Source organism: Brevundimonas aveniformis DSM 17977 (genome assembly GCF_000428765.1).
Classification (GTDB): Bacteria; Pseudomonadota; Alphaproteobacteria; order Caulobacterales; family Caulobacteraceae; genus Brevundimonas; species Brevundimonas aveniformis.
On the sequence record NZ_AUAO01000001.1, the window covers coordinates 602,388 to 623,205 of the forward strand.

The 20,818-nt window shown below is 65.3% G+C and carries 25 protein-coding genes and 1 tRNA gene; 15 read left to right on the forward strand and 11 right to left on the reverse strand.

Annotated features, from left to right (window positions below; genetic code table 11):
• The first annotated feature begins 9 nt into the window (after nt 1-9).
• The 8 genes from G391_RS0103125 to G391_RS0103160 all read left to right on the forward strand — a co-directional run bounded on the left by G391_RS0103125 (nt 10) and on the right by G391_RS0103160 (nt 5,705).
• Nucleotides 10-888 (forward strand): F0F1 ATP synthase subunit gamma, encoded by an 879-nt coding sequence (locus G391_RS0103125; RefSeq protein WP_029086218.1) that lies wholly within the window; start codon nt 10-12, stop codon nt 886-888.
• 34 nt (nt 889-922) lie between these two features.
• On the forward strand, nt 923-2,485 hold the full coding sequence (gene atpD, locus G391_RS0103130) for a F0F1 ATP synthase subunit beta (protein ID WP_029086219.1): 1,563 nt from the start codon (nt 923-925) through the stop codon (nt 2,483-2,485).
• Complete coding sequence (locus G391_RS0103135) at nt 2,485-2,754, forward strand: ATP synthase F1 subunit epsilon (RefSeq protein ID WP_029086220.1); 270 nt, start codon at nt 2,485-2,487, stop codon at nt 2,752-2,754. Before atpD ends, G391_RS0103135 begins: the two co-directional genes overlap by 1 nt.
• A 77-nt stretch (nt 2,755-2,831) precedes the next feature.
• Nucleotides 2,832-3,017 (forward strand): hypothetical protein, encoded by a 186-nt coding sequence (locus tag G391_RS0103140; RefSeq protein ID WP_029086221.1) that lies wholly within the window; start codon nt 2,832-2,834, stop codon nt 3,015-3,017.
• A gap of 66 nt (nt 3,018-3,083) precedes the next feature.
• The gene (locus tag G391_RS0103145; RefSeq protein ID WP_051257087.1) at nt 3,084-3,530 is read left to right on the forward strand and encodes a group III truncated hemoglobin; all 447 of its coding nucleotides are present in this window, start codon (nt 3,084-3,086) and stop codon (nt 3,528-3,530) included.
• Between the two features lie 113 nt (nt 3,531-3,643).
• Nucleotides 3,644-3,976, forward strand: coding sequence for a DMT family transporter (locus G391_RS0103150; protein WP_029086223.1), 333 nt, complete (start codon nt 3,644-3,646; stop codon nt 3,974-3,976).
• A gap of 38 nt (nt 3,977-4,014) precedes the next feature.
• Nucleotides 4,015-5,208: a divergent polysaccharide deacetylase family protein gene (locus G391_RS0103155; protein WP_029086224.1), complete on the forward strand. Its 1,194-nt coding sequence runs from the start codon at nt 4,015-4,017 to the stop codon at nt 5,206-5,208.
• On the forward strand, nt 5,205-5,705 hold the full coding sequence (locus tag G391_RS0103160; RefSeq protein ID WP_029086225.1) for an RNA pyrophosphohydrolase: 501 nt from the start codon (nt 5,205-5,207) through the stop codon (nt 5,703-5,705). Before G391_RS0103155 ends, G391_RS0103160 begins: the two co-directional genes overlap by 4 nt.
• A 202-nt stretch (nt 5,706-5,907) precedes the next feature.
• Here the strand turns inward: G391_RS0103160 and G391_RS0103165 are convergent, their stop codons facing one another.
• Together G391_RS0103165 and G391_RS0103170 are read right to left on the reverse strand one after the other, a co-directional pair.
• Entirely contained in the window at nt 5,908-7,140 is a 1,233-nt protein-coding gene (locus G391_RS0103165; RefSeq protein ID WP_029086226.1) for a CaiB/BaiF CoA transferase family protein, read from the reverse strand.
• A 49-nt stretch (nt 7,141-7,189) separates the two neighbouring features.
• Entirely contained in the window at nt 7,190-7,495 is a 306-nt protein-coding gene (locus G391_RS0103170) for a DUF6356 family protein (protein ID WP_245572024.1), read from the reverse strand.
• A 68-nt stretch (nt 7,496-7,563) separates the two neighbouring features.
• On the opposite strand from G391_RS0103170, the gene G391_RS0103175 reads away from it, so the two are divergent.
• Nucleotides 7,564-8,757: an acyl-CoA dehydrogenase gene (locus G391_RS0103175; RefSeq protein WP_029086228.1), complete on the forward strand. Its 1,194-nt coding sequence runs from the start codon at nt 7,564-7,566 to the stop codon at nt 8,755-8,757.
• A gap of 96 nt (nt 8,758-8,853) precedes the next feature.
• Nucleotides 8,854-10,566, forward strand: a complete 1,713-nt coding sequence (locus tag G391_RS0103180) for a hypothetical protein (RefSeq protein WP_029086229.1) — start codon at nt 8,854-8,856, stop codon at nt 10,564-10,566.
• Nucleotides 10,567-10,571: 5 nt separating this feature from the next.
• Here the strand turns inward: G391_RS0103180 and mscL are convergent, their stop codons facing one another.
• From mscL to aroA, 6 genes are all read right to left on the reverse strand, one after another.
• Nucleotides 10,572-10,985: a large-conductance mechanosensitive channel protein MscL gene (gene mscL / locus G391_RS0103185; protein ID WP_029086230.1), complete on the reverse strand. Its 414-nt coding sequence runs from the start codon at nt 10,983-10,985 to the stop codon at nt 10,572-10,574.
• A 32-nt stretch (nt 10,986-11,017) separates the two neighbouring features.
• Entirely contained in the window at nt 11,018-11,299 is a 282-nt protein-coding gene (locus G391_RS0103190; protein WP_029086231.1) for an integration host factor subunit beta, read from the reverse strand.
• Between the two features lie 168 nt (nt 11,300-11,467).
• Entirely contained in the window at nt 11,468-13,168 is a 1,701-nt protein-coding gene (gene rpsA, locus G391_RS0103195; protein WP_029086232.1) for a 30S ribosomal protein S1, read from the reverse strand.
• A gap of 144 nt (nt 13,169-13,312) precedes the next feature.
• Nucleotides 13,313-13,957 carry a (d)CMP kinase gene (gene cmk / locus G391_RS0103200; protein ID WP_029086233.1) on the reverse strand — a complete coding sequence of 215 codons (645 nt, stop codon included), beginning with the start codon at nt 13,955-13,957 and terminating at the stop codon, nt 13,313-13,315.
• Nucleotides 13,958-14,001: 44 nt separating this feature from the next.
• On the reverse strand, nt 14,002-14,256 hold the full coding sequence (locus G391_RS0103205) for a hypothetical protein (RefSeq protein WP_029086234.1): 255 nt from the start codon (nt 14,254-14,256) through the stop codon (nt 14,002-14,004).
• Entirely contained in the window at nt 14,253-15,566 is a 1,314-nt protein-coding gene (aroA, locus tag G391_RS0103210) for a 3-phosphoshikimate 1-carboxyvinyltransferase (RefSeq protein ID WP_029086235.1), read from the reverse strand. The genes G391_RS0103205 and aroA overlap by 4 nt, the downstream gene beginning before the upstream one ends.
• Nucleotides 15,567-15,698: 132 nt before the next feature.
• Between aroA and G391_RS0103215 the strand changes: the two genes are divergently transcribed.
• From G391_RS0103215 to G391_RS0103230, 4 genes are all read left to right on the forward strand, one after another.
• Complete coding sequence (locus tag G391_RS0103215; protein WP_029086236.1) at nt 15,699-16,184, forward strand: TIGR02300 family protein; 486 nt, start codon at nt 15,699-15,701, stop codon at nt 16,182-16,184.
• A 112-nt stretch (nt 16,185-16,296) separates the two neighbouring features.
• A tRNA-Ala gene (locus tag G391_RS0103220) sits at nt 16,297-16,372 on the forward strand.
• 164 nt (nt 16,373-16,536) lie between these two features.
• Entirely contained in the window at nt 16,537-16,956 is a 420-nt protein-coding gene (locus G391_RS0103225) for an Hsp20 family protein (RefSeq protein WP_029086237.1), read from the forward strand.
• A gap of 106 nt (nt 16,957-17,062) precedes the next feature.
• Nucleotides 17,063-17,317 (forward strand): DUF1150 family protein, encoded by a 255-nt coding sequence (locus G391_RS0103230; protein WP_029086238.1) that lies wholly within the window; start codon nt 17,063-17,065, stop codon nt 17,315-17,317.
• A 15-nt stretch (nt 17,318-17,332) separates the two neighbouring features.
• Here the strand turns inward: G391_RS0103230 and G391_RS0103235 are convergent, their stop codons facing one another.
• Both G391_RS0103235 and G391_RS0103240 read right to left on the reverse strand, forming a co-directional pair.
• Nucleotides 17,333-18,085 (reverse strand): DUF72 domain-containing protein, encoded by a 753-nt coding sequence (locus G391_RS0103235; protein WP_029086239.1) that lies wholly within the window; start codon nt 18,083-18,085, stop codon nt 17,333-17,335.
• A gap of 23 nt (nt 18,086-18,108) precedes the next feature.
• A complete protein-coding gene (locus G391_RS0103240) occupies nt 18,109-18,954 on the reverse strand; it encodes a CPBP family intramembrane glutamic endopeptidase (RefSeq protein WP_029086240.1) in 846 nt (281 codons plus the stop codon).
• 104 nt (nt 18,955-19,058) lie between these two features.
• Between G391_RS0103240 and G391_RS0103245 the strand changes: the two genes are divergently transcribed.
• A complete protein-coding gene (locus G391_RS0103245) occupies nt 19,059-19,451 on the forward strand; it encodes a GFA family protein (protein WP_029086241.1) in 393 nt (130 codons plus the stop codon).
• Here G391_RS0103245 and G391_RS0103250 read toward each other — a convergent pair.
• Nucleotides 19,448-20,803, reverse strand: coding sequence for a glutamate--cysteine ligase (locus tag G391_RS0103250; protein WP_029086242.1), 1,356 nt, complete (start codon nt 20,801-20,803; stop codon nt 19,448-19,450). The two genes, G391_RS0103245 and G391_RS0103250, sit on opposite strands and share 4 nt — an antisense overlap.
• Nucleotides 20,804-20,818: the final 15 nt, after the last annotated feature.

Consider the following 20,818-nt stretch of genomic DNA (forward strand, 5'->3'; position numbering starts at 1 on the left):
TAGCCCGTCATGGCCAGCCTGAAGGAAATGCGCAATCGGATCGGAAGCGTGAAGGCCACGCAGAAGATCACGAAGGCCATGCAGATGGTCGCCGCCGCCAAGCTGAAGCGGGCGACTGAGCAGGCCGAAAACGCGCGCCCCTATGCCCAGCGCATGAGCGCCGTCATCGCCAATCTGGCACGCGGCGTCACCGGCGACGGTGCCCCCAAGCTCCTGGCCGGCACCGGCCAGGACAAGAAGCACCTGATCGTCGTCGCCACGGCGGACAAGGGTCTGGCGGGGGGCTTCAACTCCTCGATCGTCCGGGCCGCCCGCGAGCGCATCCAGCACCTGATCAACGACGGCAAGGACGTCTCGATCATCGCCGTGGGCCGCAAGGCCAACGATCAGCTGCGCCGTCTGTATGGCGACAGGATCATCGACCGGCATCTGCTGTCGGATCACAAGATCCTGTCCCTGGCCGCCGCTCAGCCGGTGGCCGACCGCATCCTGTCGGAATTCGAAGCCGGCAACGCCGATGTGGTCACCCTGTTCTACAGCCGCTACCGCTCGGTGATCTCCCAGGTCCCGACCGCCAAGCAGTTGATTCCCGCGGTCGTCGATGACGGCTCCGAGCCAGTCGACCTGGCCGGTGCCGCCTATGAGTATGAGCCTTCGGAAGAGGCCATTCTTGAGACGCTGCTGCCGCGCAACATCGCTGTCCAGATCCTGGCGGCGCTGTATGAAAACCAGGCCGGTTTCTTTGGTGCCCAGATGAGCGCCATGGACTCCGCCACCCGCAACGCCGGCGACATGATCGCCGCCCTGACCCTTTCCTATAACCGTCAACGCCAGGCGCAGATCACCAAGGAGCTGATTGAAATCATCTCCGGCGCCGAAGCCCTCTGACGACCTGCCCGCACGCAAAACGGACCTGAACACCATGGCCACCGCCCCCAAGACCGCCGCCAAGAAGCCCGCCGCCGCCAAGAAGCCGGCTGCGCCCAAGGCTGCCGCCGCCAAGACCGCCGCGCCGAAGAAGGCCGCCCCCGCCAAGGGCGCGACCGGCCGCATCTCGCAGGTCATCGGCGCCGTCGTCGACGTTGAGTTCGAAGGCGCTCTGCCGGCGATCCTGAACGCTCTCGAAACCACCAACACCGACCAGCGCACCGGCGAAGAGTTCCGCCTGGTCCTGGAGGTTGCCCAGCACCTGGGTGAGAACACCGTGCGCACCATCGCCATGGACACCACCGAGGGCCTGACCCGCGGCCAGCCGGTGACCGACACCGGCTCGTCGATCCAGGCGCCCGTCGGCCCCGGCACCCTCGGCCGCATCATGAACGTCGTCGGCGACCCGATCGACGAGGCCGGCCCGATCAAGACGGACATGCACCGTCCGATCCACAAGGAAGCTCCGAGCTTCGAGGAACAGTCCACCTCGGCGGAAATCCTGGTCACCGGCATCAAGGTCGTGGACCTGATGTGCCCCTACACCAAGGGCGGCAAGATCGGCCTGTTCGGCGGCGCCGGCGTCGGCAAGACCGTGACCATGCAGGAGCTGATCAACAACATCGCCAAGGCCTACGGCGGCTATTCGGTTCTGGCCGGTGTGGGTGAGCGTACCCGCGAAGGTAACGACCTCTATCACGAGATGATCGAGTCGAACGTCAACGTTGATCCGGCCAAGAACAACGGCTCGACCGAAGGCTCCAAGTGCGCCCTGGTCTATGGTCAGATGAACGAGCCGCCGGGTGCCCGCGCCCGCGTCGCCCTGACCGGCCTGTCGATCGCGGAATACTTCCGCGACGAGGAAGGCAAGGACGTGCTGCTGTTCGTCGACAACATCTTCCGCTTCACCCAGGCCGGCTCGGAAGTGTCGGCGCTTCTGGGCCGTATCCCATCGGCGGTGGGCTATCAGCCGACCCTGGCGACCGAGATGGGCAACCTGCAGGAGCGCATCACCTCGACCAAGAAGGGCTCGATCACGTCGGTCCAGGCCATCTACGTCCCCGCCGACGATCTGACCGACCCGGCCCCGGCCGCCTCGTTCGCCCACCTGGACGCCACCACGGTTCTGTCGCGTGACATCGCCGCCCAGGCCATCTTCCCGGCCGTGGACCCGCTGGACTCGACCTCGCGGATCATGGACCCGCTGGTCATCGGCGACGAACACTACGCCGTCGCCCGTCGCGTTCAGGAAATCCTCCAGCAGTACAAGGCCCTGAAGGACATCATCGCCATCCTCGGGATGGACGAGCTGTCCGAAGAGGACAAGCTGGTCGTGGCTCGCGCCCGTAAGATCCAGCGCTTCCTGTCCCAGCCCTTCTTCGTGGCCGAGCAGTTCACCAACTCGCCGGGCAAGTTCGTCTCGCTGGAAGACACCATCTCGTCGTTCAAGCGCATCTGCGACGGTGAAGGCGACGCCTATCCTGAAGCGGCCTTCTACATGGTCGGCGGCTTCGACGAAGTCGTGGCCAAGGCCGAGAAGATGGCGGCTGAGGCATAATGGCTGACAAACTTCAATTCTCCCTGGTCGCCCCCGAGCGCGAAGTCTTCGCCGGCGAGGTCGATCAGGTTGACGCGCCGGGCGTCGAAGGCGACTTCGGCGTCCTGCCCAACCACGCGCCGTTTATGACGGCCCTGCGTGAAGGGCCGGTCACGGTCCGCATCGGTGCCAACCGCCGCACCTTCGCCGTCAAGGGCGGCTTCGCCGACGTCACCCCCGAAGGCCTGACCATCCTGGCCGAAGAGGCCGCGGAAGCGTCCGAGGCCTGACGGCGCTCATCGGGCCCCTCCCCCGGGAGAGAGCCGTGGGTCATTGGTGCGGCCGGCGCGATCTGATAGGTCGGCTCATGGTCGACACGCCCCTTCGCCTCCAAGACTGCGTCAACACCACCTGCCCCTGGTCCGGCGAGCCCGTCTCTGCCGACGCCCTGACGGTTTATCGGGGCCATGTGGTGGGCTTCTGCAATCCAGGATGCCGCGACAAGTTCCAGGCCGCGACCTGGGCGTTTGACCAGCTTCTCGACCAGGAGTGACCCGCCTCGTCGTGCCCGCCATCTATGCAGCTTGAGTCCGAGGGCCGCAGGACCAGTATCCACCTCATGCCAACGCTTCCGCCCTACATCCCCGACGGCCTCGATGAGGTGATGATCCGACAGGTCGTCTTCGGCTTCTATGATCAGGTCCGGGCCGATGCCGAGCTGGCCCCGGTGTTCGACGCCCGCATCGCCCCGGAAGCCTGGCCACATCATCTTGAAACCATGTGCGATTTCTGGTCCTCGGTGCTGATGCGGACGGGCCGCTATCACGGTCGCCCCATGCCCAAGCATCTGGCCCTGCCGGAGCTGACCGACGCCCATTTCCACCGCTGGCTCAGCCTGTTTCGCATCACGGTGCGCGACCTGTGCCCGCCGGCGGTGGCAGACCTGTTCCTGGACCGCGCCTTCAACATCGCCCAGGCCTTCCGCCTGCAGATCGCCATCCGCGATGGCCGCGACGCCCTGGCGGTGGAGCCGTTCACCGAGGCGGATTTGACCCCGGCGGCTTGACCCGGCGCTCAGGTGCCCTAAGTAGCCGTCCGCAAGACGAGGCCACGTCCTCGCCCCGCCCATGGCGGTGACAAGCCCGGGACGGCCCGGCCCTTTGCAAGGAGGGCCGACCCATGGCCTGGATCTATCTGTTCGTCGCCGGTGTGCTGGAGGTCGTCTGGGCCTTCTCCATGAAACAGTCCGAAGGCTTCACCCGCCTGTGGCCCAGCATCATCACGATCGGGGCCATGATCGTCAGCTTTTCCTTGCTGTCCCTGTCGATGCGAACCCTGCCCCTGGGCACGGCCTACGCCGTCTGGACGGGCATCGGTGCCGTGGGGGCCTTCATCGTCGGGGCCATGGTCCTGAACGAGCCGCTCAGCCTCATGCGGGTTACGGCGGCGGCCCTGATCGTCGGCGGCCTGATCCTGATGCGATTTTCAGCCGCAACACCGGCGACCCCTTAGTCTTTGTTAACCACGACAGTCGCAGATTCCGCGCCACTATGTTTGCGCGTCGTCAGTCCGCCCTGGCCAACCATGCCGGTTCTCCCCCCTCCGAGGGGACGAAGCTGAACGTGCGCGCGCTTCTGGCTCTCCTCAAGAAGCCGCCCGTGGCCGTTGCGGTCGCCGGCCTGACCTTCCTGGGGGCCGCCAGTCTTCTCATCCTGGCCATCGGGGACCCGCGGGCCGGAACGCCCACAGGGCGGGCGGATGTCGAGCGCCCCGCTCCCGTTGAACGCCAGCCCATCAGCGGCGCTGAGGTTTTCGGCATGGACACCCTGGGAGCCTATCAGGACCTGACCGCGCCGGGCGACGTTGATGCGCCGGGCGGCGAGGCAGTTATCACCCTGCCGGGTTCCGCTCAGGTTCTGACCGGGCCGGTCGTGCGTCAGGCCCCTGCAGCACCCCTGGCCGCAGCCCCGATTGCCGGGCTGTCCCAGCCTGGCCCGAACGGCCCCCTGCCGGTCATCGCCACGGACGGACGCACCCCCTTCTCGGCCTATGCCAGGCCGTTTGCCCCCGATGGCCGACCTCGTGTGGCTCTGATCGTTGGTGGCCTAGGGCTGAACGCCCCGGCGACGCGCGCCGCCATCGAAGCCTTGCCGCCCGAAGTCACCCTCAGCTTTGTTCCCTATGCCGAAGGGCTTCAGGCCTGGATCGACCTGGCGCGCGCCGATGGCCATGAGGTTCTGCTCGAGCTGCCGATGGAGCCCGAGGACTACCCCCAGAACGACACCGGTCCCTATACCCTGTTGGCGAACTCTGACATCGACGAACTGGACCGTCGCTTGAACTGGCTTCTGGGTCGCACCACCGGCTATTTCGGTGTGACCAACTATTTCGGCTCGGCCTTCATCGCCTCAGACACCTCCATGACCCCCTTCATGCAGCGGTTGAGATCGCGCGGTCTGGCTTTCATCGACGATGGGCAGGCCCGCAATCGTCAAGGGGCCTATGGACGTGCCAGCGCCAACCGGGTGGTCGACGAGGCCCAGGACGCCGCCTCCATCCTGGCCGCGCTCAATGCCCTGGAAGCCACCGCCCGCGCCAACGGCCAGGCCCTGGGCTCCGGCTACGGCTTTGCCGTGACGGTGGCGACCGCCGTGCGCTGGACGCAAGGCCTGAATGATCGCGGCATCCAGCTAGCCCCGGCCTCCGCCCTGGTGGCCCGCTCCGGCGTTCGCCGCGCCTCGTGAGCGAATCTGACGCCTTTCCCCAGCACCGCCCCAACGTCGGCATCGTCCTGTTCAATGATCAGGGCCTGACCTGGATTGGGCGGCGCGCCGATGTCCCCCACGACCGTCGCTGGCAATGGCCGCAGGGCGGGGTCGACCCCGGCGAGGATCTTGAGGCCGCCGCCCGCCGCGAACTGGCCGAGGAAACCGGCATTCGGTCCGTCGACTATCTAGCCAGGACCGAAGACTGGATCACCTACGACTTTCCGCCGGGTGTGATCGCGCGCGACAGGCGGCTGGGGCGCAAGGGCTGGCTGGGCCAGAAACAGATCTGGTTCGCCTTTCGCTTCACCGGAACCGAGGCCGAGATCAATCTCTACGGCTACGGCGAGCCGGAGTTTGACCAGTGGCGCTGGGAAGCGCTGACGCGGGTAATCGACGTCGCCGCTCCCTTCAAACGCGAAGTCTATGAGCGGGTGATCGCCGCGTTTGGAATCTTCGCGGTGCAGAACGGCTAGGCCTGCGCTCGCTTTCTGGCTGGCCTGGTCATTGATGCGAGAAGGAAATTCGGAAAACCGTGCAGGAGTTGTCGTCGCAGCCGGGGGATCAGCATACTGTCTATCCGGGCCATTCAGGCCGGTGCGGGTGGAAGCCCTTCTCGAAATTTAGTGCACTTAGTGCACTTAGTGCACCCGATTCACAGTGCACTAAGGACCGGGCTCAGAGCACGCCGTCGCCGCGAAGGGCCGCGACCTCTTGGGGGGTCAGCCCCAGCTCCTCGCCCAGCACCGCCTCGGTGTCCGCCCCCAACGCCGGCGGTGCCCAACGGTAGGACACCGGCGTCTTCGACAGGCGCATGGGACTGGCCACGGTCTGCACCCGTTCGGCCAGGTCGGCCCGGTCCTGCCCGACGATCAGTCCGCGATGGACACCTTGCGGCTCGGCAAAGACCCGGTCGATCGTGTTGATCGGGCCGCACGGCACCCCGTGCGCCTCCAGCGTCTCGATCCAGCCGTCCGTGCTCCGCAAGGCCAGGAATGGGGCCAGGGCCTGGACCAGCTCGGCCCGATGCTCAACCCGCTGGGCGTTGGTCGTAAAGCGGGCGTCCGCCGCCAGGTCATCGGCCCCGATAGCCCGGCACAGCGCCCTGAACTGCCCATCATTGCCCACGGCGATGACCACCGCGCCATCGGTCGTGGCGAACGGCTGATAGGGGGCAAGATTGGGGTGGGCGTTCCCCATGCGCGTCGGGGCCTCTCCCGACACAAAGAAGTTGGTGGCCTGATTGGCCAGCATGGCTACCTGGACATCGAACAGGGCGACGTCAATGTGCTGGCCCTGCCCGGTCGCGCGGGCGTCCAACAGAGCCGCCAGAACGGCGTTGGCGGTATACAGGCCGGTGAACAGGTCGACCACCGCCACCCCGACCTTCATCGGCTCGGCTCCCGGGGCCCCGTCAGGCTGACCGGTAATCGACATCAGGCCGCCCATCGCCTGGATCATATAGTCGTACCCGGCCTTGTCCTTGAGGGGGCCATCCTGGCCAAAGCCTGTGATCGAGGCATAGACCAGCCGTGGATTGACCGCGCTCAGGGCCGCATAGTCCAGGCCATACTTGGCCAGCCCGCCGGTCTTGAAATTCTCGACCACCACATCGGCCTTCATCGCCAGCCGACGGATCAGTCCGGCCCCCTCCGGCCGGGCCATGTCGACCGTGACGGACCGCTTGTTGCGGTTGGCCGCCATAAAATAGGCCGCATCACCCCGCGCGCCGTTCGACTGTGTCGTAAAGGGCGGGCCCCACTGGCGGGTATCGTCACCGGCTCCGGGCCGCTCAATTTTGATGACGCGGGCCCCGAGATCGGCCAGCACCTGGGTCGCCCACGGCCCGGCCAGCACGCGCGACAGATCCAGCACGACAACGCCGTCGAGGGGGCCTTTAGAAGTGGTCATACCCGGCCTCTAGCGTTTCAGCGTCGCAAGCGGAACGATCCGTTAGACCCTAGAGTCCCGGATCCCACACCCCGGCGTCCTTCATCCGGCATTCGCGGGCCTCTTGCGCGCGCGTGCCCATGGTTTTGGCGGTGGCCTTGATCTCGTCGGACACGGTCGTGACGAAAATGCCGGGAACCAGGGCATGGGCAAAGGCACAGGCCGACAGCCGCAACAGCTTGAACCCAAAGCGCCCGGAGGCCGCCATGTGCTCGAGATAGCTCTCCTCCACCTGGCGCGGATGCTCGACGAAAAGACGTTTGAACAGGTTGGACATCGGGAAGGGATCGCCCTGGCCGCTAGTGCTTTCGGCCATACTGCCGTATCACGCCCGCAATTCACAGACCGCGCGAACATCTGCGCTGACGAAACAGGACATTCGACATGGCCCACGACGGCAATGCGGCCCCCGCCAAGACCTTTCGCTGGGAAGACCCGTTCGACATGGACGGCCGGCTGACCGACGACGAGGGCATGATCCGCGACGCCGCGCGCGCCTATGCCCGCGAGCAACTGTTGCCGCGCATCGTCGAGGCCTTCCGTGACGAGACATTCGACCGCGCCATCATGACCGAGATGGGCGAGATGGGTTTCCTGGGGGCCATGCTGCCGGAGCAGTACGGCGGCTCGGGGGCCAGCCACGTCGCCTATGGCCTGATCGCGCGCGAGATCGAGGCGATCGACAGCGGCTATCGTTCGGCCATGTCGGTGCAGTCGTCGCTGGCCATGTACCCCATCTATGCCTTCGGCTCCGAGGAACAGAAGAGCCGCTTTCTGCCGCGCATGGCCGCGGGGGAGCTGATCGGCTGTTTCGGTCTGACCGAGGCCGACGGCGGGTCTGATCCCGCCTCAATGAAGACCAAGGCTGAGGCCGTGCCCAACGGCTACAAGCTCAACGGGGCCAAATACTGGATCACCAACTCTCCGATCTCGGACCTGGCGGTGGTCTGGGCCAAGCTGGACGGGGTCATCCGTGGCTTCATCGTCGAGCGCGGCTTTGACGGCTTCACCACCGACAAGATCGGCGACAAGCTGTCCTTGCGCGCTTCGATAACCGGCGACATCGGCCTGAACGACGTCTTCGTGCCGGAGGAGAACCTGCTGCCGGGCGTCAAAGGTCTGCGCGGGCCGTTCTCGTGCCTCAACAAGGCCCGCTACGGCATCGCTTGGGGTGCCATGGGCGCGGCGGAATTCTGTTTCCACGCCAGTCGCGACTATGTGGCCGACCGGATGCTGTTCGGCCGGCCCCTGTCGAGCCGCCAGCTGGTCCAGAAGAAGCTGGCCGATATGCAGACCGAGATCTTCCTGGGCCTTGAGGGGGCCTATGCTCTGGGCCGTCTGCTCGACACCGGAGCGTGGGTGCCGGAGGCCATCTCCCTGATGAAGCGGAACAATTGCGGCAAGGCGCTGGATATCGCCCGGGTCGCGCGCGATATGCACGGCGGGGCCGGCATCACCGGCGAAATGCACGTCATGCGCCACGCCATGAACCTGGAAACGGTCAACACCTATGAAGGCGCCCACGACGTTCACGCCCTGATCCTGGGCCGGGCGATTACCGGCGAAAGCGCGTTCTAGGATTTGATCGGGCCGGTTCTTGTGGTGCCCCGATCCGGGTCACGCAGAGTAATGACGATTACCCGTCTTTAACAGCGCTCGTGCCATCAAAGCCGAATGGCGGGTCCCGTTCATTTCGAAGTCTTTGCACGCAAAACACCCCAAGCCGGATGGGTGCTCCAGACCGCTCTCGAATCTCGCGAGCAGGCGATCCAGTTGGCCGATGACATGTTGGTGGACAAGCGGGCGGTTTCGGTCCGCGTGACCAAGGAAACGCTCGACGTCCAGACCATGGAGTTTCGAAGCGTCACCATCGTCACCAAGGGGGCGCCTGAACCGCCTCGCCCCAAGGCAGCGCGCGACGACAAGTCCCTCATGGTCTGCACGGCTCCGCCGGACCTCTATACGGTTCACGCACGCGAGCTTATCGGCCGGGTTCTGGACGGCTGGCTGGACCGCCAGGGCCTGATCCCCTTTGAGCTGTTGCATCGGGCCGATCTGGTTGAGCAGCTTGAGGCCTCCGGCATCGAGCTCCAGCACGCCCTGCAGAAGATCGCCGTCCCGGAGAGCCAGTCGACCGGACAGGCCGTCCACGAGATCATCCGCCACTACCAGCGACTGACCGATCAGGCGATCGAGCGAGTGGTGCGAACCGGCCGCAATGACGGCTTCCCCAATCTCAGGGCCGAGCCCATTGCCGACATCGCGCGGCGCCTTGCCAACAAGTCAGACCGGGCCTTCCTCATGGGTGGCGCTATCGCCGCCGCCATGGGCGAGGTGCGCGGCTGGCGTGCCAAGTTCGAGCTTCTGATGAACCTGGCCGACACCGCCCCTGAAGAGGCCGAACCAGCCGCCCTGGTTCATGTCACGATCGAACAGATCATGGCCGAGATCTTCAACGTCCGTCAGGGTCGCGCCGACGTTCTGGGAGCGACGCTCGACGTGGGGGGACAGTTGGCTGCCATGGTGCGTCTTGCCGTCCCGGTCGAGGCCGACCTCCTGGCTCAGGCAGACAAGCGGGTTGCTGCGGTCCTGCCGCCACTGGACGGCCCCGCCTTACGGCTGGGTGGGCATATGGCGCGGGGCCAGTATCGGCTGCTGGCCACAAGCCTGTCCCGGCGGGTGCTGCGCGAACTCATGGGGCCCCGGCGGCTGAGGCCCGGCGATCCTTCAGGCGAGATTGATGTCCTGCGAGCCATGGCCATGGTCCTGACGGCGTCAGCCGGCAAGTTCCTGACGCTTGAGGAGGCGCAACTCGCCTTTGCCGAGCGATCCAAGGCGCTGGTGGGGGCGGATTTCGTCGAAGCCTATGTCGGGACGGTCGGCAATCCGCTGATCGAGGCCGACATGCTGGTCCGGCTGTGTGAGAATGTGACGGGCAACTCCGCCAAACGCAGTGCGGCGCGCTGGTTGATTGCCTGCGTCTCGGCCCTTCGCTTTGAGCGGAGCCTGCGTGAGGGCGAGGCGTCCCCCGGCAGCAAGCTGGCAAGCCTGGCTGACCTGCAGTCACGCGCCCAGGCCTGTGGCCTCAGCCCCAAGGACCAAGCCGCGATTCACGAAACCCTGGGTCGGATCGGAGACATGGTGGAGGCTCAGGGCAAGGTCACGGCCCAGATCGCACGAGCCCCCGTCCCCCTGCTTCAGAGACTGGCCTTGCTGCTCCGTATGGCCTGCGGACAAGGGTGTCCGGTTGGCCCGGCTTCCAACCGTGCGCGTGCCGAAGCCTTGCGTCTGCTGAAGGGCCCCGAACTCCGCCGGGTCCTCGCCGGCGACCGGGAGGCAGTGGAGACGCTCAAGCCCCTGATGCAGGCCGCCGGGCTGGCGGCCTGATCGGCCTATTTGCGGGCGCGCAGTTCGTCGCGAATCTCGACCAGGAGGGCCTCGGTCGGGGTCGGGGCCTCGGGTGTCGCATCCGGCTCGGCCGCCTGCTGACGCCGCAGCTTGTTGATCCCCTTGACCACCATGAAGATGACGAAGGACACGATCACAAACTGGATGATCGTGTTCAGGAATGCCCCGTACTCGATAAAGACCGTATCGGCCCCCGGATTGGCCGGGTTCTCCGGCAGCGCAACCTTCAAGGCGGTGAAATCGACGCCACCAATCAGCCAGCCGATCGGCGGCATGACCACCTGGTCGACCAGGCTGGTCACGATCTTTCCGAAGGCCGCGCCGATGACCACGCCCACTGCCAGATCGATGACGTTGCCGCGCGAGATGAACTCTCGAAACTCGGAAAAAACGCTCATGCCGGTGCCGTCCCCTGTCTTCAACTATGACTCTAGTCGGCGTTGAGCCGTTCGCGCAGCTCTTTGCCGCTTTTGAAGAACGGAACCGACTTGGCCGGCACACGCACGGCGTCGCCGGTACGTGGGTTACGCCCCTGACGCGCGGGTCGGCTGCGAACGGAAAAGGCCCCAAAGCCGCGCAGTTCCACCCGGCCCCCGTCAGCCAGCGCGTCCGTCATCTCATCAAGGATGACATTGACGATGCGCTCGACGTCCTTTTGCGTGAGGTGTGGATTTTCGGCCGCCAGGCGGTCGATCAGCTCGGACTTGATCATCTCGTTTTCGCCGCTCGCGCAGCTCTCCCCTCGATCGGGCCCCGATCCATCCGTCCACACTAGCCTTCACCGTGCGGGGGAAAAAGGGGGATTCGACCTGAAGTCGATTCAGAAAAAACCCCGCCCGGCGGACCGGACGGGGCAATTTCCTGACGTTGGCCTGCAGTCTTACGACTTGTCGGCCTTTTCCTTGAGGGCAGCACCCAGGATGTCGCCGAGCGAAGCGCCCGAATCCTGCGAGCCGTACTGCTCAACGGCTTCCTTCTCGTCCTTCATCTCCAGCGCCTTGATCGACACCGAGATGCGGCGGGTCGCGCGGTCAACGGCCGTGACTAGCGCGTCGACACGATCGCCCACGGCGAAACGCTCGGGACGCTGATCGGCACGATCGCGCGACAGATCCGACTTACGGACAAAGGCGGTGGCCGGCGCATCGTCATCGCCGAACTTGACCTCGATACCGCCCGAGGTGACCTCGGTGACGGTCACGGTGACGGTCTGGCCGCGAACGAAGGCGTCGCCCTCCAGCGGATCGCCGCCCAGCTGCTTGATGCCGAGCGAGACACGTTCCTTCTCGACGTCAACGTCCAGCACCTTGGCCTTGACCATTTCGCCCTTGCGGTAACGCTGGATGGCTTCTTCGCCCGGCGTGTTCCAGTCGATGTCCGACAGGTGCACCATGCCGTCGATGTCGTTGTCCAGGCCCAGGAACAGACCGAACTCGGTGGCGTTCTTGACTTCGCCCTCGACGGTGGACCCGACCGGGTGGGCTTCCAGGAAGGCATCCCACGGATTGGCCTGGGCCTGCTTGAGGCCCAGCGAGATGCGGCGCTTGGAGGCGTCGACGTCCAGCACGATGACGTCCACTTCCTGCGAGGTGGAGACGATCTTGCCCGGATGGACGTTCTTCTTGGTCCAGGACATTTCCGAAACGTGGACCAGACCTTCGACGCCGGCTTCCAGCTCAACAAACGCACCGTAGTCGGTGATGTTGGTGATGCGACCGGTCATCTTGGCGCCGACCGGATACTTGGCCTCGACACCATCCCACGGATCGGTCTGAAGTTGCTTCATGCCCAGCGAGATGCGTTGGGTGTCCGGGTTGATCTTGACGATCTGGACCTTGACCGTGTCGCCGACCGCCAGGACCTGCGACGGATGCGACACGCGCTTCCAGCTCATGTCGGTGACGTGCAGCAGGCCGTCGATGCCACCCAGGTCCACGAACGCACCGTAGTCGGTGATGTTCTTGACCACGCCTTCGCGGATTTCGCCCTCTGCCAGCTGGCTGACCAGCTCGGTGCGCTGTTCGGCGCGAGCCTCTTCCAGGATGGCGCGACGCGAGACGACGATGTTCCCGCGCGGACGGTCCATCTTCAGGATCTGGAACGGCTGCTCCTTGCCCATCAGCGGGCCGACGTCGCGGACCGGGCGGATATCCACCTGCGAGCCCGGCAGGAAGGCCGAAGCGCCACCCAGGTCGACGGTGAAGCCGCCCTTCACGCGGCCGACGATGGTGCCCATGACCGGCTCTTCCGAGGCGAAGACGCCTTCCAGACGGTTCCAGGCCTCTTCGCGCTTGGCCTTGTCGCGGCTGATGACCGCCTCACCCATCGCGTTCTCGACGCGCTCCAGATAGACCTCGACGGTGTCGCCGACCTTGGGCGCAGCCGAGGCGTCGCCGCCGGTGAACTCACGCACCGATATGCGGCCTTCGGTCTTCAGGCCGACGTCGACGATGACGAAGTCCTTTTCGACGCCGACGACCAGGCCGTGGACGACCTGACCTTCGTTGAAGTCGCGGCCGGTGAGCTGTTCGTCCAGCAGGGCGGCGAAATCGTCGCGAGTGGGGTTGAGGGTGTCAGTCATGTTTGAGGTTGCTCCAGGGGCGGACGTGCGGCGCGAAGCCAACACGGGAATCCGCCCGTTCGTTCGGTTAGGGTTTGAAAGGTCTCGGACGGGGACCGGGGGGTCCCGAACGCCTGCGGCCGTCGAGCGGAGGTGCGTTTGATTTCAGCCCTTGCGGGCTCGCGCCTCTTCGACGATGCGGCAGGCCGCCTCGAAGGCGGCGTCTATAGCCAAGTCAGACGTATCCAGCAAGACCGCGTCTTGCGCCGCCACCATCGGTGCCGCGTCTCGCCCGGCGTCGCGGGCATCGCGTTCGCGGATGTCTTCCAGGATGGTTTCAAAGGCGACCGTCTCGCCGCGGTTGACCAGCTGTTTCCAGCGGCGTTCGGCGCGCACGTCAGGATCAGCGGTGACATAGATCTTCACATCGGCCTCAGGCGCGATCACCGTGCCGATGTCACGCCCATCCAGCACCGCACCGCCGGGTTGGGCGGCAAAGTCTTTCTGCAAGGCCAGAAGCGCCTCTCGGACCGGCGGATGAAAGGCCACGCGGCTGGCCGCGTCGCCGGCGGCGCGCCCGATCAGGGCCGGGTCATCCAGAGCCGCCAGATCCAACGACCGGGCTGCAACGGCAGCCTGCTCGGGATCGTCGAGATCGCACCCTGCCGCCAGAACCGCCAGCCCGACCGCCCGGTAGAGCAAGCCGGTGTCCAGATACGGTAGGTCATAATGCGCCGCGAGCCGCGCCGCGATCGTACCCTTGCCCGATGCTGCCGGGCCATCAACCGCGATGATAAGGTCGGTGCTCACGCCTCGCCCTTAGCCGCCGAAGTGTGGCTTTGCCAAGCACGCCATCAAGGCCGACGCCGTATCCGGTTGCTGGGCTTCTCGACCAGGGCCCGAAAGGTCACTACCACGGCGGCGATCAGAATGACCGCATGGGCGATCAAACTGAAGCCGAAGCGCGTGGGGTCATCGGCCATCGACACCATGTCCACGAACCGCCGGCGTGAGAAGGCGATGATCTCGCCGTTCTGCATGGCCCCGCTGAGCCCGCGCCACATCAAGCCGCCCACCGCCGTCGCACAAATGGCCGTCACCAGCCTCATGACGGACCCATTTGCGCGCCGAGGCCGGTCATCAGATCGACGAAGCCGGGAAAGCTGGTCGCGATCATGTCGGGCCGGTCCACGCTGACGGGGCGTGACGCCGCCAGACCCAGCACCAGGGCACTCATGGCCAGACGGTGATCGCCGTGGGTTTCGACGCGACCGCCGCCGGAGGGCGCGCGCGCCTGTCCCTGAACAATCAGGCCCGCCGGTTCTTCCTCGACGATGGCCCCACAGGCCCTCAGCATCGCCGCCGTTCCGGCGATCCGATCGCTCTCCTTGACCCTCAGCTCCTCGAGACCGCGCATGATTGTCGGTCCTTCGGCAGCCGAGGCCAGGGCCGCCAGAATGGGGTACTCGTCGATCATTGAGGCGGCGCGCTCGGGGGGCACCTCCACGCCCCGCATGCGCGATCCGCGTGCGGTGATGTCGCCGACCGTCTCGCCACCCTGCTCGCGCCGGTTCGCAATGGTCAGATCGGCTCCCATCTCAACCAGGGTTTCAAACAGGCCTGTCCGGGCTGGATTGAGCATCACCCCCTCAACGGTCACGCGAGAGCCCGGGATCAGCAAAGCCGCCGCCAACGGAAAGGCGGCCGACGACGGATCACCCGGCACGCTCAGATCCGTCGCCGACAAGGCCTGACCGCCTCCGACCGCTGCCGTCAGTCCGTCGCGCTGAACCTCCACGCCAAACAGGGGCAACATTCGCTCGGTGTGATCCCGGCTGGCTGAGGGCTCGGTCACCGAGGTCACGCCGTCTGCCCGCAAGCCTGCCAGCAGGATGGCGGACTTGACCTGCGCCGAGGCGTTTCGAGACGTCCACTGGACGGCGTTCAGCGGGGCGCCAAAATGCCCGCCGCCGCCCACCGTCAGCGGCAGACGGTCTGCAGACACCCGCGCGCCCATCAGGACCAGGGGCTCGCTGACACGCGCCATCGGACGCCCCCTCAGGCTTTCATCCCCGTCAAACCGCACCGCGATCGGGTAGCCGGCAACCGCCCCCATCAGCAGGCGCGCGGCTGTTCCTGAGTTGCCGCAGTCAATAATCCCGTCGGGCTGTCGCAGGCCACCCTGACCGACCACGCGCCACACGCCCGGCCCCAGCCGTTCGGTTTCAGCCCCCATCGCCGCCACCGCGGCGGCCGTGGCCAGGACGTCATCGCTCTCCAGCAGGCCGTCAATCCGGCCTTCTCCGACCGCCAGGGCCGATAGGATCAAGGCTCGGTGCGAGATCGACTTGTCGCCTGGCGCACGCACCTTTCCAGACAGGGCTGTCGAGGGCCTGGCGGTCAGGCTTTGGCGGTCCATCTGATCCCGGGCCATGGGCCTCTCAACGCGTGACGATGAAATCGCTTTTGACAGCGGCCAAATCCGGTGGCAAGGGAGCCGCCCGATACGTCTGGGGTCAAACCCCACCTCACGAACAGCAAGGCTTTGACCGTGGCTAATCCCGAGCTCGGCGCCAAGCAGATCTGCCCGAACTGCCAGGCCAAGTTTTACGATCTGAATCGTCGCCCCGCGCACTGTCCCAAGTGCGACACCGAATTCGAAGCCGAAGAGGCCATCCGTCTGCGCCGCGGGCGCGGGCGCCCCGGTGTGGCCGATGACGACCAGACCGATGAGGACGAGGACACCGAGGATCAGGTCAAGTCCAAGCCCAAGACCTCGGAGGACGACGACGAGGACGAGGAAGAGGACGAGCCGGCGACCCCGGAGATCGACGAAGCCGCCAACGAGATCCCGGTCGGCGACGACGACGACGACGGTGACGACACCGACAAGGTCGCGCCAGGCATGGGCGACGCTGACGACGACGATGACGTCGCCGATGACGACGACGATTCTGTGCCCTTCCTTGAGGACGACGACGACGAGGATTTCGACGACGAAATCGACGGGATTCCCGGCGAGGACGACGACGACTGATCGCCCTGATCCGCCCGGTCGAATTTCGCGCTCAGCGGGGCTTGATCGGGCGGGCCGGTGCGACTAGGTTCCGCCGCCTTGCGGGAGGCCATCCCGCAAACCCGAGACGATCGGGGCTATAGCTCAGTTGGTAGAGCGCTTGAATGGCATTCAAGAGGTCAGCGGTTCGACTCCGCTTAGCTCCACCATCGAAGGCCCGGCGGACCCCCGCCGGGCCTTCGTCCTATCCGGGCCTAGCGGAAGCGCGGGTTAGGCCGCTTGACCAGAAGCTCCGCGGACCCCACCTAGAGCCTAACGAGGCGCTTCTTCGGAGGGCCTCACCTGTGCAAGGGTCGCTTCCCAAGGAGGGCTCATGTCCCGCTCTGTCTTTTTTGACAGCCCGTTCCTGCTCGGCTTCGAGCAGACCCGGTCGCTGATCGACCGCGCCGCCAAGATCGCGGCGGAGGGCTATCCCCCGTACAATGTCGAGGCTGTCGGAGACGACGGCGTCCGCATTTCACTGGCCGTGGCCGGCTTTTCACCAGACCAGCTGTCCGTCACCGTCGAGGGACGCCAGCTGACCATTTCGGGGCGTCGCGACAGCGAACCCTCGGCCCCCGAAGGCACCTATCTTCATCGCGGCATAGCGGCTCGGGGCTTTAACCGGGCCTTTGTCCTGGCGGATGGAATGGAGGTTGTCGGCGCGACGGTCGAACATGGCCTGTTACACGTCGATCTGACTCAGCCCCCGGCCAGCCAGGTGGTGCGGCAGATCCCCATCCGGGCCGGATAGAGTCCCTACTTCCGCCCCTTTTCGCAGGACAATTGAAACTCGGAATGTCCGGCTGGCGTGAACCCGCAGGCCGCATGGGCGTTCCTTTGGTCAAGGACCAGACACGATGACGACTGCTTTTTCGCGAAAGGCTTTTGCCGAACTCGGGGCCCCAAACCTCGTTTATGTCCGCCCGCTGCGCGCGGGGGATCTCGGGCAGGAAGCCGGCATTCAGACGCGGCCCGGCGTAACGATCCGACCGGACCAGATCATCTATGGCGTCTATGGCGCGGACGGCGAGCGGTTGGCCGTACTTCTCAAGCGCGAGGAGGCCTTTGCAGCCGCCGTCGCCTATGAGTTGGCCCCGGTGTCGGTGCACTGACGGTCGCGGCGCAGGTCAGGCCTTCATCTTTTCAATCAGGGCCTCGGCAGCGGCCGGATTGCGCAGTTTGGCTCCGGAGATGAAGTAGGAAAAGACATCACCACCTTGCGCCCAGGCCAGAGCCCGCGTGGCCACGGCGTCCAATTCCTCCGAAGTCATGCCGGTGGGCTGGTCTTCACGGCTGGTCATCAGGCGCGCATATCGGAAGTCGGTCGTGTTCTGATCCATGCGCGGCCATTCCGGTGCCTCGGGGTCTTCGGCATAGATAATCGCGCAACCGTACTTGGCGGCCAGGTCGTAGAAGGCCGGGCCTTCGAACGTGCCGTTGCGAACTTCCAGAGCATGGCGCAGCCGTAAACCGTCCTTCTCGGCGGGAAGCAGCTTCAGGAAGCCCTCGAAGTCTTCCGGGTCGAACGTCTTGGTTGCCATGAACTGCCAATTGATCGGCCCCAGCTTGGGGCCCAGATGCGTGAGCCCCTGGTTCAGGAACATCTCAATTGACCCGGCGGCATCCGTCAGCACCTTGCGATTGGTGCAGAACCGGCTGGCCTTGACCGCAAAGACGAAATCATCCGGCGTCTCGTCGCGCCACTTCATCCAGGTATCGGGCTTGAAGCTGGAATAGTAGGTGCCGTTGATCTCGATGGAGGTCAGGCGACCGGCCATATGGGCCAGTTCCTTCTTCTGGCTTAGCTTCTCTGGATAGAAGACACCGCGCCACGGCTCATAGGTCCAGCCGCCAACGCCAATGCGAATGGGATGAGTCATTGGGTTTCGCCTCCCGCTGGGGCTTACTCGTGCGCCGTGCGTGGCACACCCACGACGACAAAATAGATCCCCACCACCCCCAGGGCCACCAGCGAGGTGAGGGCACCAAATTCCCCCGTCAGCCACTTGGCCTGTGGGCCGGGGACAAAGGCGGCCACCAGGATCCCCTGGATGAACAGATTGTGCGACGCATGGGCCAGGGCCGCCGGCCAGAAACTGTTGGATCGCAAGCGGATGGCGTTGAAGAACGGGGTGATGATGAAAATCAGGGCGGTAAAGCAGATCAGGCTGTACCAGACCGGCGTCCCCTCTCCCGCATAGCCACCAAACAGCAGCACCGGCAAGTGATAGGCCAGCCAGATCAGGCTGGACACCAGGCTGAGCCGCCAGAAACCCATTTCGCGCCCGAGCGCCGGGACCAGGAAGCCGCGCCAGCCGATCTCTTCACCGACGGCCCGGGTCAGGCTGGTCAGGGTTCCCACCGCGGACAAGGCCAGCAGTCCAACCCATGGCCCGACGTTCAGCCCCAGCCGGGCCACCGCCGCCTCCTGCCAGCGCGAAATATCGAACCCGCCGGCCCCGAGGAGAACGGCCCCGGCCACGGTTAGCGCGGCATAGATCACCGGCACGGCCCAGCCGACCGCCAACTGGCCGACGGGCCAGGGACACCAGCCCAGCCCCCGCAGCGATCGGGTCGCCAACAACGTTGTCAGGATGGCCGCCAGGCCCGGGGCCCACATGATGTAGACGACCCATTTGTGGGTGGCCGGATTGCCAAGGCCACCACCACCGATGATCAAGGTGTTGAAGACGATGGAGGCGACGACAACGAGGCCGAGAAAGAGCCAGATCTGGGTGCGGTTCGACATGGGTTGATTGAGCCGCGATGCTGCACATCTGACAACTGCTGAAACAGCAAGCTGGCCATTTCCGCCTTGACCACTAGGGTCGGACCGACACGAGGGAGGGCTGCATGCACACAGGATCATGTCTTTGCGGGGCGATCCGCGTCGAGGTTCGCGGCGACCTGCACGCGCCGGATGCCTGTCATTGCAGCCAGTGCCGGCGTTGGTCGGGTCACATTTGGGCCTCGACCGATGTTCCTCGCGACAGATTGACCCTCTCCGGAGAGGACCAGATCCGCTGGTTTCAGTCGTCAGACAGGGTCCGGCGAGGCTTCTGCGGCACCTGCGGCTCGGTAATGTTCTGGGACCCGCCGGCGCGGACCAGTATGGCCGTAGCCATGGGCTGTTTCGACCGACCGACGCAAACCGAGCTGGGCGTTCACATCTTCACCGCCGACAAAGGTGACTACTACCGGATCGACGGCGACGAGACGCCCCAGGAGCCGGCGCCGCCGCCCTAGTAGGCGAAGTCCCGATAAACCCGGCTGACGTCGCCCTGCCAATCACCGTGGTACAGATCCAGCAGACGCTCGGCGGGCGTGACGCCACTGTCGGCGATGTCTTCCAGCTCTGACACATAGCCGCGCTCATCAACCATGCCGCCCGAGAATTGCCCGCGGTTCTTCAGGCCCATGCGGGCAAGGGCCACCATGTCACGCGCGACATCGCGCACGGAGCGCCCCGCCACCTCGGCCTTGAGGCCCAGGCGGGTTACGTCGCGGCGCAGACGTTCGTGATCCTCGATATCCCAGCCCTTGACTAGGTCCCAGCATGACGCCAGCGACGGCGCGTCATAGAGCACCCCCGCCCACAGGCCCTGCAGGGCACAGATGCGGCTCCACGGCCCGCCGTCGGCCCCACGCATTTCCAGATAGGACTTCAGCCGCACCTCGGGGAACAGGGTGGTCAGGTGATCCTCCCAGTCCTTCATGGTTGGATACTCCCCCGGAAGTGCCGGCAGTTTGCCCTCCAGGAAATCCCGAAACGACTGGCCCGAGGCGTCGGCATACCGTCCGTCGCGCTTGACGAAATACATGGGCGTGTCGAGCGCATAGTCGACATAGCGGTCGAAACCGAAGCCGTCCTCGAAGACGAAGTCGATCATGCCGGTGCGGTCGGGATCGGTGTCGGTCCAGACATTGGCGCGGGCGGACAGAAATCCGTTCGGCTTGCCTTCCGTGAACGGGCTGTTGGCGAACAGAGCCGTTGCAATCGGCTGTAGCGCCAAGGCCGTACGAAATTTCAGCACCATGTCTGCCTCGGACTCGAAGTCGAGGTTCGACTGGATGGTGCAGGTGCGCAGCATCATGTCCAGACCCAACTTCCCCACCTTGGGCATGTAAGCGCGCATGATGTCGTAGCGGCCCTTGGGCATGACCGGGATCTGGTCGCGCCGCCATAGCGGATCAAATCCAAGTCCCAGACACCCCAAACTCAGCTCGTCGGCCACCGTCTTGACCTCAACCAGGTGACGGCCTGTTTCGTCGCAGATGTCATGTACGGTCTTCAGCGGCGCACCGGACAGCTCGAACTGGCCACCGGGCTCCAGACTGATAGACGAACTCATGCCTTCGGCGTTCCGCCGCTCCAGGGCGATGACGTTTTCACCTTCGCGCACCGGAGCCCAGCCGAACCGGGTCAAGCCATCCAGCATGGCCCGAATTCCCGCCGGTTCATCGTAGGAGGGCCGGTGCAGGTCCGAGCGCTCGAACATGAACTTTTCATGCTCAGCCCCAATCCGCCACTGGTCACGCGGCTTCATGCCCTTGTCCAGGGCAGAAACCAGATCATTACGGGAAAGTGGTTCGCTCATCAGTCGGGCCCTTGT